General features: G+C 68.4%; 17 protein-coding genes. 13 read left to right on the top strand and 4 right to left on the bottom strand.

Going from position 1 to position 14,711, the window contains the following annotated elements; genetic code table 11:
• The 4 genes from A5646_RS29610 to A5646_RS24465 form a co-directional block, all read left to right on the top strand.
• Positions 1-150, top strand: a 150-nt coding sequence (locus tag A5646_RS29610) for a hypothetical protein (RefSeq protein ID WP_197505275.1), incomplete at its 5' end; no start/stop codon positions are given.
• Between the two features lie 73 nt (positions 151-223).
• Positions 224-1,162: a crotonase/enoyl-CoA hydratase family protein gene (locus A5646_RS24455; RefSeq protein WP_066869491.1), complete on the top strand. Its 939-nt coding sequence runs from the start codon at positions 224-226 to the stop codon at positions 1,160-1,162.
• Between the two features lie 2 nt (positions 1,163-1,164).
• Positions 1,165-1,884 carry a PaaX family transcriptional regulator C-terminal domain-containing protein gene (locus A5646_RS24460; protein ID WP_067024816.1) on the top strand — a complete coding sequence of 240 codons (720 nt, stop codon included), beginning with the start codon at positions 1,165-1,167 and terminating at the stop codon, positions 1,882-1,884.
• Complete coding sequence (locus tag A5646_RS24465; RefSeq protein ID WP_067024819.1) at positions 1,881-2,648, top strand: crotonase/enoyl-CoA hydratase family protein; 768 nt, start codon at positions 1,881-1,883, stop codon at positions 2,646-2,648. The genes A5646_RS24460 and A5646_RS24465 overlap by 4 nt, the downstream gene beginning before the upstream one ends.
• 4 nt (positions 2,649-2,652) lie before the next feature.
• Here A5646_RS24465 and A5646_RS24470 read toward each other — a convergent pair whose 3' ends face one another.
• Positions 2,653-3,138 carry a DUF3060 domain-containing protein gene (locus tag A5646_RS24470; RefSeq protein WP_066878530.1) on the bottom strand — a complete coding sequence of 162 codons (486 nt, stop codon included), beginning with the start codon at positions 3,136-3,138 and terminating at the stop codon, positions 2,653-2,655.
• Between the two features lie 48 nt (positions 3,139-3,186).
• The gene (locus A5646_RS24475) at positions 3,187-3,564 is read right to left on the bottom strand and encodes a DUF3060 domain-containing protein (protein WP_066869294.1); all 378 of its coding nucleotides are present in this window, start codon (positions 3,562-3,564) and stop codon (positions 3,187-3,189) included.
• A 193-nt stretch (positions 3,565-3,757) separates the two neighbouring features.
• Between A5646_RS24475 and A5646_RS24480 the strand changes: the two genes are divergently transcribed.
• From A5646_RS24480 to A5646_RS24520, 9 genes are all read left to right on the top strand, one after another.
• Positions 3,758-4,402 (top strand): TetR/AcrR family transcriptional regulator, encoded by a 645-nt coding sequence (locus tag A5646_RS24480; RefSeq protein WP_066878529.1) that lies wholly within the window; start codon positions 3,758-3,760, stop codon positions 4,400-4,402.
• A gap of 257 nt (positions 4,403-4,659) precedes the next feature.
• Positions 4,660-5,034 carry a 30S ribosomal protein S12 gene (gene rpsL, locus A5646_RS24485; protein WP_007767794.1) on the top strand — a complete coding sequence of 125 codons (375 nt, stop codon included), beginning with the start codon at positions 4,660-4,662 and terminating at the stop codon, positions 5,032-5,034.
• Complete coding sequence (gene rpsG / locus A5646_RS24490; RefSeq protein ID WP_066869309.1) at positions 5,034-5,504, top strand: 30S ribosomal protein S7; 471 nt, start codon at positions 5,034-5,036, stop codon at positions 5,502-5,504. The genes rpsL and rpsG overlap by 1 nt, the downstream gene beginning before the upstream one ends.
• Positions 5,505-5,585: 81 nt before the next feature.
• Positions 5,586-7,691 (top strand): elongation factor G, encoded by a 2,106-nt coding sequence (fusA, locus tag A5646_RS24495; RefSeq protein WP_066869313.1) that lies wholly within the window; start codon positions 5,586-5,588, stop codon positions 7,689-7,691.
• A 110-nt stretch (positions 7,692-7,801) separates the two neighbouring features.
• Positions 7,802-8,992: an elongation factor Tu gene (gene tuf, locus A5646_RS24500; RefSeq protein WP_044483827.1), complete on the top strand. Its 1,191-nt coding sequence runs from the start codon at positions 7,802-7,804 to the stop codon at positions 8,990-8,992.
• A gap of 163 nt (positions 8,993-9,155) precedes the next feature.
• Positions 9,156-9,926, top strand: coding sequence for a PE family protein (locus tag A5646_RS24505; protein WP_197505276.1), 771 nt, complete (start codon positions 9,156-9,158; stop codon positions 9,924-9,926).
• Positions 9,927-10,017: 91 nt separating this feature from the next.
• Complete coding sequence (locus A5646_RS24510; protein ID WP_067024825.1) at positions 10,018-10,857, top strand: SHOCT domain-containing protein; 840 nt, start codon at positions 10,018-10,020, stop codon at positions 10,855-10,857.
• 91 nt (positions 10,858-10,948) lie between these two features.
• Positions 10,949-11,776, top strand: coding sequence for a mycofactocin-coupled SDR family oxidoreductase (locus A5646_RS24515; protein WP_066869322.1), 828 nt, complete (start codon positions 10,949-10,951; stop codon positions 11,774-11,776).
• A 25-nt stretch (positions 11,777-11,801) separates the two neighbouring features.
• On the top strand, positions 11,802-12,989 hold the full coding sequence (locus A5646_RS24520) for an NAD(P)/FAD-dependent oxidoreductase (protein WP_066869325.1): 1,188 nt from the start codon (positions 11,802-11,804) through the stop codon (positions 12,987-12,989).
• Between the two features lie 48 nt (positions 12,990-13,037).
• On the opposite strand, the gene A5646_RS24525 is transcribed toward A5646_RS24520, so the two are convergent.
• The gene (locus tag A5646_RS24525) at positions 13,038-14,090 is read right to left on the bottom strand and encodes a DUF2332 domain-containing protein (protein ID WP_067024828.1); all 1,053 of its coding nucleotides are present in this window, start codon (positions 14,088-14,090) and stop codon (positions 13,038-13,040) included.
• Positions 14,087-14,683, bottom strand: a complete 597-nt coding sequence (gene mftR, locus A5646_RS24530; protein WP_165827910.1) for a mycofactocin system transcriptional regulator — start codon at positions 14,681-14,683, stop codon at positions 14,087-14,089. Before mftR ends, A5646_RS24525 begins: the two co-directional genes overlap by 4 nt.
• Between the last annotated feature and the right edge of the window lie 28 nt (positions 14,684-14,711).

Here is a 14,711-nt window from a genome sequence, read left to right on the forward strand (position 1 = left end):
GGCTCGCTGCTGGTGCGCCACGGCCACCCCGCCGTCGCCGAGGCCTTCCTGACGACCCGGCTCGACCGACAGTGGGGCGGCGCGTTCGGCACCATGCCCGACGGGCTCGACCTCGCACCGATCCTAGAGCGGGCGCTGGTAAAGGGCTGAGCCACAATATGACCTGCGCCGGCGGCCCGACCACGCGCCGCATGAGCGGCGCCAACGAGGAGGAGTGGCGCCATTGACCCACGCGATCAGACCGGTCGACTTCGACAACCTCAAAACGATGACCTACGAGGTCACCGACCGGGTTGCCCGCATCACGTTCAACCGGCCGGACAAGGGCAACGCGATCGTGGCCGACACCCCGCTGGAGCTCTCGGCCTTGGTGGAGCGTGCCGATCTCGACCCTGACGTCCACGTCATCCTGGTGTCCGGCCGCGGTGAGGGCTTCTGCGCGGGCTTCGACCTGAGCGCCTATGCCGATCGCACCGGCTCGGCCGGCGGCACCGGCGCGTACCAGGGGACCGTGCTGGACGGAAAGACCCAGGCGGTCAACCATTTAGCGGATCAGCCGTGGGACCCGATGATCGACTACCAGATGATGAGCCGCTTCGTGCGGGGCTTCTCCAGCCTGATGCACGCCGACAAGCCGACGGTGGTCAAGATCCACGGCTACTGCGTGGCCGGCGGCACCGATATCGCACTGCACGCCGATCAGGTGATCGCCGCCGCCGACGCCAAGATCGGCTACCCGCCGACCCGGGTGTGGGGCGTTCCGGCGGCCGGCCTGTGGGCACACCGGCTCGGCGACGCCCGCGCGAAAAGGCTGTTGTTCACCGGTGATTGCATCACCGGCGCGCAGGCCGCCGAGTGGGGCTGGGCGGTCGAGGCGCCGGATCCGGCCGACCTCGACGAGCGCACCGAACGGCTGGTCGAGCGGATTGCCGCGGTGCCGGTCAACCAGCTGATCATGGTCAAGCTCGCGCTGAATTCCGCGCTGCTGCAACAGGGCGTGGCGACCAGCAGGATGGTCAGCACGGTGTTCGACGGCGTCGCCAGGCACACGCCCGAGGGCCACGCCTTCGTCGCCGATGCGGTCGAGCACGGGTTCCGCGAGGCGGTGCGGCACCGCGACGAACCCTTCGGCGACCACGGCCGACGCGCGTCCGGGGTGTAACCATGCCGGACATGACAGCGCGGTCGGTCGTGCTCAGCGTGCTACTCGGCGCGCACCCCGCCCACGCTCGGGCGAACGAATTGGTCAGGCTCACTTCCGACTTCGGCATCAAGGAGTCGACGCTGCGGGTGGCGCTGACCCGGATGGTCGGCGCAGGCGACCTGATCCGCTCCGCCGACGGCTATCGGCTCTCGGATCGATTGTTGGCCCGCCAGCGGCGCCAGGATGATGCCATCGACCCGCGGGTGCAACCCTGGACCGGGGAGTGGATCACACTCATCGTCACCACCGTGGGCAAGGACGCCCGGACCCGCGCGGCTCTGCGAACCACCTTGCACGACAAGCGTTTCGGAGAGCTTCGCGAGGGGGTGTGGATGCGCCCCGACAACATCGACGGGGGGCTCGGCCCTGAGGTCGCGGCTCAGACGCGGGTGCTGCGGGCGCGCGACGACGACCCCGCCGAGCTGGCCGGGCAGCTGTGGGACCTGCCCGCCTGGGCGCAGACCGGGCACCGGTTGCTCGACGAAATGGCCGCGGCGCCAGACATTCCCGGCCGATTTGTGGTCGCCGCCGCGACGGTGCGCCACCTGCTCACCGATCCGGTGCTGCCCGACGAGCTACTGCCGGCCGACTGGCCGGGCGCCCGGCTGCGGGCGGCCTACCACGACTTCGCCGCGGAGCTGCTCGAGCGGCGCGAACCACTATTTGCGGAGGCGACATGACAGATCCGGTGCGGGTCGAGCGCGCCGGCCCGGTGACCACGGTGATCATCAACCGCCCGGGCGCGCGCAACGCGGTCAACGGCCCGACGGCCGCCGCGCTGTATGCGGCCTTCGAGGAGTTCGACCGCGACGACACCGCATCGGTGGCCGTGCTGTGGGGCGAGGGTGGAACCTTCTGTGCGGGGGCCGATTTGAAGGCCTTCGGCACGCCCGATGCCAACGCCGTGCACCGCACCGGCCCCGGCCCCATGGGCCCGACGCGGATGGTGCTGTCCAAACCCGTCATCGCCGCGGTGAGTGGCTACGCCGTCGCCGGGGGTCTGGAACTGGCCATCTGGTGTGACCTGCGGGTGGTCGAGGAGGACGCCGTGTTCGGCGTGTTCTGCCGGCGCTGGGGGGTGCCGCTGATCGACGGCGGCACCGTGCGGCTGCCGCGCCTGATCGGCCACAGCCGGGCGATGGACATGATCCTCACCGGCCGCGCGGTGGCCGCCGCCGAAGCCCAGGCCATCGGGTTGGCGAATCGCGTTGTCCCCAAAGGTCAGTCGCGCCAGGCGGCCGAGGAATTGGCGGCTCAACTGGCGGCGCTGCCGCAGCAGTGCCTGCGCTCCGACCGGCTCTCGGCGCTACATCAGTGGGGGGCAACGGAATCCGATGCGCTCGACTTCGAATTCGCCAGCATCTCCCGGGTGGCCGCGGAGGCGAACGAAGGGGCCGGGCGCTTCGCGGCGGGCGCCGGCCGGCACGGGGCGCCGGCCGGCTGACGCCTCAGCTGCCTTTGTTGATCGTGTTGCTCTGGCCGATCTTGTCGACCTTGGGGTCACCGTCTTTGTAGGTGATGGTGTTGTTCATGCCCAGCACGGTGATGCGGGTGTTGACCTTGTCGAACGTGATCTTGTTGTTGGTGCCGGTGACGGTGGCCGTCTCGCAGGTGCCCGTGACGGTCAGGGTGTTGTCCGAGCCGCCGACGTTCAGCGACTTGCCGCTGGCGCAGTCCAGCGTGGTGGTGGTGCCCATCGATCCGTAGTTGATGGTGTTGCCGATCTCGATGGACGCGGTGGTGCTGGCCCCGCTGGTTCCCGTCGTCGGCGCGGCGCTGGCACTCGTCGTCGCGCTGCTCTTCGTGGTGGTCGTCGACGAGCCCGCCGGCGGGTTGGCCGTCGAACTGCAGCCGGACAGCACCATGGCCGCGGCGGCCGGCGTCACGGCGAGCACGGCCAAGCGCTGCGAACGGTCACGCATGTAGGCGGGCATGTGTCCTCGATTCCCCTCGATTGGCGATGATGATGTGGTGGGCGCCGCTCAGCCCGGCACCTGCTGCAGCCGGTTGGTCATGCCCAATTCGCGGCCGCGGTCCCACAGGGCGGGCTGACCGTTCTTATAGAACACCGTCTGGTTGTAGCCGTACACGGTGATGTCATGCGAAACCGAGTCGGCGATGACGGTGTTCGACGAACCCATCACCGTGACGGCGTAGCAGTTGCCCAGCGCGGTGACCGTGATGCCGGTGCCGTTGACCATCAGCGTGGCGTCGTTGCAGTCGACCGTCTGCTCGATGTCTTGCCCGATCACGTGGGTGTCGCCGTTCTTGGCCTGCGCGACGCCCGGCGGGGCGGCGGCGCCGGCGACGACGGCGATGACACAGGCGGCCAGTGACCCGGCGACAGTCGTCCACTTCACTGCGGGTCCCCTTTTTCCGACGCTGCTCGAAACGGGCAAGCATGACATTACGTGCATTTGCCTGCCCGGTGGCAGAGTTTATTTTCCCTCGCCGGGCCCCCGCATCGCCTCCGGGGAGATGAATGTCCGAACGGGCGTCAACTAGAGTCATTAGTTAACCGCATCCCGAACATGCAATCGAAGGGCGACCGCCATGGCAGCTCCACCGGATCCGCCCCCGGCGGCCGGGCGCCAACGCGCGGGCCGGCCCGCCTCCCGTCCGGCCAAGCTCAGCCGCGACGGGATCATCGACGGCGCGCTGACGTTCCTGGACCGCGAGGGCTGGGACGCCCTGACCATCAACGCGCTGGCGATGCAGCTCGGCACCAAGGGGCCGTCGTTGTACAACCACGTCGACAGCCTGGAGGACCTGCGCCGCGCGGTGCGGATCCGCGTGATCGACGACATCATCACGATGCTCAACCGCGTCGGCGAGGGCCGCGCCCGCGACGACGCGGTGTTGGTGATGGCGGGCGCCTACCGCAGCTACGCCCACCACCATCCGGGCCGTTACTCGGCCTTCACCCGGATGCCGCTGGGCGGGGACGATCCCGAGTACACCGCCGCGACCCGCGGGGCCGCCGCCCCGGTGATCGCCGTGCTCTCGTCCTATGGTCTGGACGGCGAGGCGGCCTTCCATGCGGCGCTGGAGTTCTGGTCCGCCCTGCACGGGTTCGTTCTGCTGGAGATGACCGGCGTGATGGACGACATCGACACCGACGCGTTGTTCTCCGACATGGTGCTGCGGCTGGCGGCCGGTCTGGAACGGCGCACCGCCGCCGATGGCGCCCGCTACTAGCCGGATGCGCCCGCCGTCGCTTTGACCTGCGAGACCGGCGGCGGGTATTGTGGTCCCTCGTGCCTGGCGGCTTACGGCGCCTAACCGTAAGGAAGTGGATGCCGGGCGAATTCGCGTGTCCACGAAGCATCGGACCTCCTCCGGTGCGCAGCGCATGCGACACACCCGGACGCGGGGTGACGCGGACGGTCATAACTGCAGTACACAGACTTGAAAACGCTAGAAGTATGCCGAACACGAACACAGAAAGCCGGTAGATGCCAACCATTCAGCAGCTGGTCCGCAAGGGTCGCCGCGACAAGGTCGCCAAGGTCAAGACCGCGGCCCTGAAGGGCAGCCCGCAGCGCCGTGGCGTATGCACCCGCGTGTACACCACCACCCCGAAGAAGCCGAACTCGGCGCTTCGGAAGGTCGCCCGCGTGAAGCTGACGAGCCAGGTTGAGGTCACGGCCTACATCCCCGGCGAAGGCCACAACCTGCAGGAGCACTCGATGGTGCTGGTGCGTGGTGGTCGTGTGAAGGACCTGCCCGGTGTCCGGTACAAGATCATCCGCGGCTCGCTGGACACCCAGGGTGTCAAGAACCGCAAGCAGGCTCGTAGCCGTTACGGCGCCAAGAAGGAGAAGAGCTGATGCCGCGTAAGGGGCCCGCGCCGAAGCGTCCGTTGGTCAACGACCCGGTCTACGGGTCGCAGCTGGTGACGCAGCTGGTGAACAAAGTTCTGCTGGACGGGAAGAAATCGCTGGCCGAGCGCATTGTTTATGGTGCGCTCGAACAGGCCCGCGACAAGACTGGCACCGACCCGGTGATCACGCTCAAGCGGGCGATGGACAACGTCAAGCCCTCCCTCGAGGTGCGCAGCCGACGCGTCGGTGGCGCTACCTACCAGGTCCCGGTCGAGGTGCGTCCGGACCGCTCGGTGACGCTGGCACTGCGCTGGCTGGTCAGCTTCTCCAAGCAACGCCGCGAGAAGACCATGGTCGAGCGGCTGGCCAACGAGATCCTGGATGCCAGCAACGGCCTCGGCGCCGCCGTCAAGCGGCGCGAGGACACCCACAAGATGGCCGAGGCCAACCGCGCCTTCGCGCACTATCGCTGGTAGGCGGCGGCGTCCAACGGCAGAGCGGCCGGGCGCAAACCGACAGCGAACTAACCAAGCAATCGAAAGAGTGGGAAGACTTCTGTGGCACAGAAGGACGTGCTGACCGACCTCACGAAGGTCCGCAACATCGGCATCATGGCGCACATCGACGCCGGCAAGACGACGACGACCGAGCGCATCCTCTACTACACCGGTATCAGCTACAAGATCGGTGAGGTGCACGACGGCGCCGCCACCATGGACTGGATGGAGCAGGAGCAGGAGCGGGGCATCACCATCACCTCCGCGGCCACCACCTGTTTCTGGAACGACAACCAGATCAACATCATCGACACCCCCGGGCACGTCGACTTCACCGTCGAGGTGGAGCGCAGCCTGCGCGTGCTCGACGGTGCCGTGGCCGTCTTCGACGGCAAGGAGGGCGTCGAGCCGCAGTCCGAGCAGGTGTGGCGGCAGGCCGACAAGTACGACGTCCCGCGCATCTGCTTCGTCAACAAGATGGACAAGATCGGGGCCGACTTCTACTTCTCCGTGCGCACCATGGAGGAGCGGCTGGGCGCCAACGTCATCCCGATCCAGATCCCCGTCGGCTCCGAGGGCGACTTCGAGGGCGTCGTCGACCTGGTCGAGATGAAGGCCAAGGTGTGGAGCGCCGAAGCCAAGCTCGGTGAGAAGTACGACGTCGTCGACATCCCCGCCGACCTGGCCGAGAAGGCCGAGGAGTACCGCACCAAGCTGCTCGAGGCCGTCGCCGAGACGGACGAGGCGCTGCTGGACAAGTACCTCGGCGGTGAAGAGCTCACGATCGAGGAGATCAAGGGCGCGATCCGCAAGCTGACGATCAGCTCGGAGGCCTATCCGGTGCTGTGCGGCAGCGCGTTCAAGAACAAGGGCGTTCAGCCCATGCTGGACGCCGTCATCGACTACCTGCCGTCGCCGCTGGACGTGCCGCCCGCCGAGGGCCACGTCCCCGGCAAGGAAGAGGAGCTGATCACCCGCAAGCCGTCGACGGACGAGCCGTTCTCGGCGCTCGCGTTCAAGGTGGCCACGCACCCGTTCTTCGGCAAGCTGACCTACGTCCGGGTGTACTCGGGCAAGGTCGACTCGGGCAGCCAGGTCATCAACTCCACCAAGGGCAAGAAGGAGCGGCTGGGCAAGCTGTTCCAGATGCACTCCAACAAGGAGAACCCGGTGGAGACCGCCTCGGCCGGTCACATCTACGCGGTGATCGGGCTCAAGGACACCACGACCGGTGACACGCTGAGCGACCCGAACCAGCAGATCGTGCTGGAGTCGATGACCTTCCCCGACCCGGTGATCGAGGTGGCCATCGAGCCCAAGACGAAGAGCGACCAGGAGAAGCTGTCGCTGTCGATCCAGAAGCTCGCCGAGGAAGACCCGACCTTCAAGGTGCACCTGGACCAGGAGACCGGCCAGACCGTCATCGGCGGCATGGGCGAGCTGCACCTGGACATCCTGGTGGACCGGATGCGGCGCGAGTTCAAGGTCGAGGCCAACGTCGGCAAGCCGCAGGTGGCCTACAAGGAGACCATCAAGCGGGCCGCGCAGAACGTCGAGTTCACCCACAAGAAGCAGACGGGTGGCTCGGGTCAGTTCGCGAAGGTGATCATCAACCTCGAGCCGTTCACCGGCGAGGACGGTGCGACCTACGAGTTCGAGAACAAGGTCACCGGTGGGCGCATCCCCAGGGAGTACATCCCGTCGGTGGACGCCGGTGCGCAGGACGCCATGCAGTACGGCGTGCTGGCCGGCTACCCGCTGGTGAACCTCAAGGTCACCCTGCTCGACGGGGCGTTCCACGAGGTCGACTCCTCGGAGATGGCCTTCAAGATCGCCGGTTCCCAGGTGCTGAAAAAGGCTGCGGCGCAAGCGCAGCCGGTCATCCTGGAACCGATCATGGCCGTCGAGGTCACCACGCCCGAGGACTACATGGGCGACGTGATCGGCGACTTGAACTCCCGCCGTGGCCAGATCCAGGCCATGGAGGAGCGGAGCGGTGCGCGCGTGGTCAAGGCGCATGTGCCGCTGTCGGAGATGTTCGGCTACGTCGGCGACCTGCGGTCCAAGACCCAAGGCCGGGCGAACTACTCCATGGTCTTCGACTCCTACGCCGAAGTGCCGGCGAACGTGTCGAAGGAGATCATCGCGAAGGCGACCGGCCAGTAAACCTTCGCTCGGAGTAATCTTGCCGGGTCATTGGAATGCCTTGGGCGCGGCACAACTGAAAACACCAACACTGCTTTAACAAGCACCAACTAGTCCAGGAGGACACAGAAGTGGCGAAGGCGAAGTTCGAGCGGACGAAGCCGCACGTCAACATCGGGACCATTGGTCACGTTGACCACGGCAAGACCACGCTGACCGCGGCTATCACCAAGGTTCTGCATGACAAGTACCCCAACCTGAACGAGTCGCGCGCATTCGACCAGATCGACAACGCGCCCGAAGAGCGTCAGCGCGGTATCACGATCAACATCTCCCACGTGGAGTACCAGACCGAGAAGCGTCACTACGCCCACGTCGACGCCCCGGGTCACGCCGACTACATCAAGAACATGATCACCGGTGCGGCCCAGATGGACGGCGCGATCCTGGTGGTCGCCGCCACCGACGGCCCGATGCCGCAGACCCGTGAGCACGTGCTGCTCGCGCGTCAGGTCGGCGTGCCCTACATCCTGGTCGCGCTGAACAAGGCCGACATGGTCGACGACGAGGAGCTGCTCGAGCTCGTCGAGATGGAGGTCCGCGAACTGCTGGCCGCCCAGGAGTTCGACGAGGACGCCCCGGTCGTGCGGGTCTCGGCGCTCAAGGCGCTCGAGGGCGACGCCAAGTGGGTCGAGTCGGTCGAGCAGCTGATGGAGGCCGTCGACGAGTCCATCCCGGACCCGGTCCGCGAGACGGAGAAGCCGTTCCTGATGCCCGTCGAGGACGTCTTCACCATCACCGGTCGTGGCACCGTGGTCACCGGTCGTGTCGAGCGCGGCATCATCAACGTCAACGAAGAGGTCGAGATCGTCGGCATCAAGCCGACCAGCACCAAGACCACCGTCACCGGCGTGGAGATGTTCCGCAAGCTGCTCGACCAGGGGCAGGCCGGCGACAACGTCGGGCTGTTGCTGCGTGGTATCAAGCGTGAGGACGTCGAGCGCGGTCAGGTCGTGACCAAGCCCGGCACCACCACCCCGCACACCGAGTTCGAGGGTCAGGTCTACATCCTGTCCAAGGACGAGGGCGGCCGGCACACGCCGTTCTTCAACAACTACCGTCCGCAGTTCTACTTCCGCACCACCGACGTGACCGGTGTGGTGACGCTGCCGGAGGGCACCGAAATGGTGATGCCCGGTGACAACACCAACATCTCGGTGAAGCTGATCCAGCCCGTCGCCATGGACGACGGTCTGCGGTTCGCGATCCGTGAGGGTGGCCGCACCGTCGGCGCCGGCCGGGTCGTCAAGATCATCAAGTAGTTCGAACCACCGCAAAGCCCGGATCGCCGACTCGGCGATCCGGGCTTTGCGCATCTCCGGCGATGTCGGGCCCGGCCAGCGCGGGAGAAATCATGCGGCGAGGCGGCCGGCTGGTTTAGCATTTGCTCATAATTCTCCTGACTGTCGGGCGGGTGAGGTGCCGATGTCATACGTTCAAGCGACTCCCGAATTCGTGGCGGCGGCCGCGGGGGATCTGGCCCGGATCGGGTCGACGATCACCTCCGCCAACACCGCCGCGCTGGGGCCCACCTCGAGCGTGCTGGCCCCCGGCGCCGACGAGGTGTCGGCCAGCATCGCCGCACTGTTCGATGCGCACTCCCAGGTCTATCAGGCGCTGAGCGCCCAGGCCGCCGCGTTCCACAGCCAGTTCGTGCAGCTGATGAACGGCGGTGCGGCGCAGTACGCCTTCGCCGAGGCCGCCAACACGACGCCCCTGCAGACTGCGGCGGGCCCGGCGTCGATGGCCGCGCAGGTCCCCGCGGTGAGCGCCGGCGCCGTGGGCACCTCCGCGCCGACCGCGCCCGCGGGACCCCTGGCGGCGGCGGTGGCGCCGGCCGCGGCGGCGGCCACCCCGGCACCGGCCGGCACGCCGGTCGCGGCGGCCCCGGCGGGATCGGCCACGCTGGCCTCGGCCACCACGCCCGCCGGCGCGGCGCGGGTGGCGACCCCGGCCTACGCTCCGGCGACGTCGCCGGCCACCGTCCAGCCGGCGGAATCGGCGGCCACCCCGGTCGCCAACCCCGCCGCGTCCATGCAGACCGCGGCGCCGCCGCAGGCCACTCCGGCCTCCACCATGCCGGTCTCGGCGCGGACCGCGCCGCACGCCCCGGCGCCCGCGCAGCCGGCGCACCCCGCGCAGCAGGCGACGCCGCCGGTGCGGCGCGTGCCGATCGTGCCGCCCGAACCGGTGTAGGCGGCCGGAAGCGGTTTGCGCGTATCGCCGTCGCCGTGGCACCGGCAGCGCTAATCTGACACGGATTCCCCAGTAAGCCGAGGAGGGGCCTGTGTTAGCGCGCTACCTGAAGGCACAGCTGATAGTTTTGCTGTGCGGTGGACTGGTCGGGCCGATCTTCTTGGTCGTGTACTTCACCCTCGGGCTCGACAACCTGCTGCAGTGGATGTTCTACGTCGGCCTGCTCATCACCGTGGCCGACGTGTTGGTCGCGCTCGCGTTGGCGAATTACGGGGCCAAGTCGTCGGCCAAGGTGGCCGCGCTCGAGCAGAACGGGGTGCTGGCGCTCGCCCAGATCACCGGGATCACCGAGACGGGCACGTGGGTCAACAACCAGCAGGTCGTCAAGGTGCACCTGCACATCGCCGGACCCGGGCTGGTGCCGTTCGACAGCGAGGACCGGGTGATCGCCAGCGTGACCCGGCTCGGCAACCTCAACGCCCGCAAGGTGGTGGTCCTGGTGAACCCCACCACCAGCGAATACCGGATCGACTGGGAGCGAAGCGCTTTGGTCAACGGGTTGGTGCCCGCGCAGTTCACGGTCGCCGAAGACAACACGACCTACGACCTGAGCGGGCAGGCCGGTCCGCTGATGGAGATCCTGCAGATCCTCAAGGCCAACAACGTCGCACTGAACCAGATGGTCGACATCCGGTCCAACCCGGCATTGCGCGCCCAGATCCAGGCGGTGGTGCGCCGCGCGGTGCAACAACAGGCGCCGGCCGCCCAACCGGCGCCGGCCGCGGCGGCGCCCGCGGCGGCAGCCGTCGTCACCCCTCCCGAGCCGACGATCGCCGCGCGGCTACAAGAGCTCAAGGAGCTGCACGCCAGTGGGGCGTTGACCGACGCCGAATACACCAGCCGGCGCGCCGCGATCATCTCCGAAATCTAGGAGCCCCGCCCGGCGCGGCCGGGTGAATTAGAACACGTTTCAGTTGCGCTGCTAGCCTGGCTTGGTCTATCGGCGGTCGAAGGGATTACGCGTGGCTGGACAGGGCGGATCACTGCAGGGGCGGGTCGCATTCATCACCGGGGCCGCCCGCGGGCAGGGGCGCTCGCACGCGGTGCGGCTGGCCCGCGAGGGCGCCGACATCATCGCCCTCGACATCTGCGCTCCGGCGTCGGCCAGCGTGACGTACACCCCGGCCACCCGCGAAGACCTCGACGAGACGGCCCGCCTGGTGGAGAACGAGGGACGCAAGATCCTCACCCGTGAGGTCGACGTCCGCGACGACGCCGCGCTGCGGGACCTGGTCGCCGACGGCATCGAGCAGTTCGGCCGGCTCGACATCGTGGTGGCCAACGCCGGGGTGCTGAGCTGGGGCCGCGTGTGGGAGCTCACCGACGAGCAGTGGGACACGGTCATCGGCGTCAACCTGACCGGCACCTGGCGCACGCTGCGCGCCACCGTTCCCGCCATGATCGAGGCGGGCAACGGCGGCTCCATCGTGGTGGTCAGCTCGTCGGCGGGAATCAAGGCCACGCCGGGCAACGGCCACTATTCGGCCAGCAAACACGGGCTCACCGCGCTGACCAACACCCTGGCCATCGAGCTCGGTGAATTCGGCATCCGGGTCAACTCCATCCACCCGTACTCCGTGGACACGCCCATGATCGAACCCGAAGCGATGATGGAGATTTTCGCCAGGCATCCCAGCTTCGTGCACAGCTTCCCGCCAATGCCGGTGCAGCCCAACGGCTTCATGACGGCCGACGAAGTGGCCGACGTGGTGGCCTGGCTTGCCGGCGACGGCTCGGGCACCCTCACCGGCACCCAGATCCCGGTGGATAAGGGTGCCCTAAAGTACTGAGCGGCCAGCGTGCTAAGAACTCCACGTGAGTAGTGACGACAGCGCCACCAACGGAATCGTGATCGTCGGCGGTGGATTGGCCGCCGCCCGCACCGCCGAGCAGCTGCGGCGCTCGGAGTATTCCGGGCCCATCACGATCGTCAGCGACGAGGTGCACCTGCCCTACGACCGCCCGCCGCTGTCCAAAGAGGTGCTGCGTAAAGAGGTCGACGCCACCGAGCTCAAGCCACGTGAGTGGTACGACGAGAACGACATCACCCTGCGACTGGGCTCGGCCGCGACGGGTCTGGACACCGCGGCGCAGACGGTGACTCTCGCCGACGGAACGTCGCTTCGCTACGACGAACTCGTCATCGCGACGGGCCTGGTGCCCCGGCGCATTCCGGCGATCCCGGATCTCGAGGGCATCCGCGTGCTGCGGTCCTTCGACGAAAGCCTGGCGCTGCGCGAGCACGCGTCGGCCGCGCAGCGTGCCGTCGTCATCGGCGCCGGGTTCATCGGCTGCGAGGTGGCGGCCAGCCTGCGCAGCCTGGGCGTGGACGTGGTGCTGGTGGAACCGCAGCCCACCCCGCTGGCCGCGGTCCTCGGCGAGCAGATCGGCGAGCTGGTGGCCCGGCTACACCGCGCCGAAGGAGTCGACGTTCGCCTCGGCGTCGGGGTCGCCGAGGTGCGTGGTGACTCCCGCGTCGAGTCGGTGGTGCTCAGCGACGGCACCGAGCTGCCGGCCGACATCGTGGTGGTCGGCATCGGGTCACGCCCGGCGACCGATTGGCTCGAGGGCAGCGGAGTCGAAGTCGACAACGGCGTCGTCTGCGACGAGGCCGGACGCACCAGCGCACCGAATGTGTGGGCGCTCGGTGACGTCGCATCGTGGCGCGACGCGACGGGACACCAAGGGCGCGTTGAACATTGGAGCAACGTCGCCGATCAGGCCCGGGCCGTCGTGCCCGCGATGCTGGGCCAGGATGTGCCGCCGGTGGTGGTCGTCCCCTACTTCTGGAGCGACCAGTACGACGTCAAGATCCAGTGCCTGGGCGAGCCGGAGGCCGGTGACATCGTCCACATCGTCGAGGACGACGGCCGCAAGTTCCTCGCCTACTACGAACGCGACGGGGCCCTGGTCGGGGTGGTCGGCGGCGGGATGCCCGGCAAGGTCATGAAGGTCCGCGCCAAGATCGCGGCGGCCGTGCCGATCGCCGAAATACTGGGCTGAGCCGCCGCTAGCACGACGGCGGCAGCGCGCTGCACGACCCGACAACGTTCATGGGGACCTGAGCCAGTCCACCGGCGGTCCGTGCGGATGGCATTCGCCCAGCAGCCGCGGTTCGCCGCCGGGCCAGACGCGGGCGCGCACCACGAATCGGATCGGTGCGCCCGGGCCGGCGCGGGTGGGCTCCATCGTGAGGTGGGCGAACGGTGCGCGCGCGTCGGCCTGCGCGGCCAGCGCGTCGACGTGGGCGCGCACCGCTGTGCGTTCCTCGGCGGACAGGTATTGCCAGGTGATGGAATGCCACAAGACGGTCAGCGCGCCGTCGGCCGGCGTCAGGCCGGCGACGGCGTCGGCGGCCGTTCTTCGCTCGAGCGCCGCCGGGACCCGGCGGGCCACCTCGATGGCGCCGCGCAGCCGGGCCAGCCTGGCGTCCTGGTCGGGCCACACGTAGCTCAGCACCGTCATCTCCCCGTCGGTGGTCCCGACGTCGATGGGCGCGATGTCATACCCGTGGCGCGCCACGATCGAGAGGTCGCGGCGGGGCGGCACCGCGCCGCGCCACGCATCGTCGACCGTCACCGGTGAGCCGGCCGGTCCCCACTGGCCACCGGCGAAGCGGTAGCGGTAGTGATCGGCACGCAGGTTCAGCCCCGCGCTCGACCCGATCTCGAAAAGCCTTATCGGTAAGCCGAATTCATTGATGCACAGCAGTCCGCCGATCAGTGCCGCCGATCTGCCCACCTCGTTGGTTTGCGGCGGCTGGCCCAGCGACGCGCGCAGCACCTCGACATGGCCGGCCGCGGTGTCCAGGATTTCCGGCCACGCGCGGCCGGCATCCCACCCGCCGCCGGTGCTGGGGTAGAAGGGGCGCAACCGCGCCGCCCGGCCGTCGAGCACCAGCCGGTGTAACCCGCCGAGCAACCGCAGCGGCACCGCGTCGCGCGACGGGGCATCCTCGCGCCCGGACAGGACGGTCGCGAACACGCCGCCGGCTTCCACGTCGCCGGCCACGAGTTCGAACAGATCGCCATACATCTTCGAGCCCGACGACGCGCAGAATTTGCCCTGTGCCCGCAAGGTGTGGATCAGGTGCTCGGCCGTCACCTGTCCAGCCCGTCCAGCCCGGCGCCGACGGCGTCGAAGGCGTTGCCGAGGGCAACCGGCAGCGGGACGGACTCATCGCTCAGCCAGTGTTCGTAGGCCGACAGTGCGACGCCGAGCATGGTCCAGGCGACGGTCTGGGGCAGCAGGTCGGTGGTCTTGCAGTCCAGGCGGCGGGCCACGAACCCCGCGATCACCTCGCGCCAGCCCGCGTACATCGTCATCGAATACGCCTGCAGCTCAGCGGTTTGCAGGATCACCCGCATGCGCTGGCGATGCCGGGCGGTCTCGGATTCGTCAAAGGTGTTGAATGCCAACAGGGCAGCGCGCAGCGCATCGCCCAGGCGCACGCCGGAATCGACGTTGTCGAGCAGATCACGCAGGTGGGCAAGGTGATTGTCGAAGTCTCCCCAGGGGATGGCGTTCTTGGACGCGTAGTAGCGAAACAGCGTCCGGCGCGAGATGCCGGCGGCCTGGGCCACGTCGTCGACGCTCACGTCGGCGAAGCCGCGCGCGCTGAACATGTCGATGGCGACGTCGGTGATGTGGTGCGGGGTGGTCGAGCGGCGCCTGCCCACCCGCTGCTGCGGCATCATCGGACCCCGCCCTTCCATTTCGGCACTC

The organism is Mycobacterium sp. 1245499.0 (assembly GCF_001673615.1).
Classification (GTDB): domain Bacteria; phylum Actinomycetota; class Actinomycetes; order Mycobacteriales; family Mycobacteriaceae; genus Mycobacterium; species Mycobacterium europaeum_A.

What these genes read in the sequence shown, in the direction of transcription:
- A5646_RS24460 (WP_067024816.1), top strand. Translation starts at nt 1,165, where the DNA reads ATGCCGGACATGACAGCGCGGTCGGTCGTGCTCAGCGTGCTACTCGGC.
- A5646_RS24465 (WP_067024819.1), top strand. Translation starts at nt 1,881, where the DNA reads ATGACAGATCCGGTGCGGGTCGAGCGCGCCGGCCCGGTGACCACGGTG.
- A5646_RS24470 (WP_066878530.1), bottom strand. Translation starts at nt 3,138, where the DNA reads ATGCCCGCCTACATGCGTGACCGTTCGCAGCGCTTGGCCGTGCTCGCC.
- A5646_RS24480 (WP_066878529.1), top strand. Translation starts at nt 3,758, where the DNA reads ATGGCAGCTCCACCGGATCCGCCCCCGGCGGCCGGGCGCCAACGCGCG.
- rpsL (WP_007767794.1), top strand. Translation starts at nt 4,660, where the DNA reads ATGCCAACCATTCAGCAGCTGGTCCGCAAGGGTCGCCGCGACAAGGTC.
- rpsG (WP_066869309.1), top strand. Translation starts at nt 5,034, where the DNA reads ATGCCGCGTAAGGGGCCCGCGCCGAAGCGTCCGTTGGTCAACGACCCG.
- A5646_RS24505 (WP_197505276.1), top strand. Translation starts at nt 9,156, where the DNA reads ATGTCATACGTTCAAGCGACTCCCGAATTCGTGGCGGCGGCCGCGGGG.
- mftR (WP_165827910.1), bottom strand. Translation starts at nt 14,683, where the DNA reads ATGATGCCGCAGCAGCGGGTGGGCAGGCGCCGCTCGACCACCCCGCAC.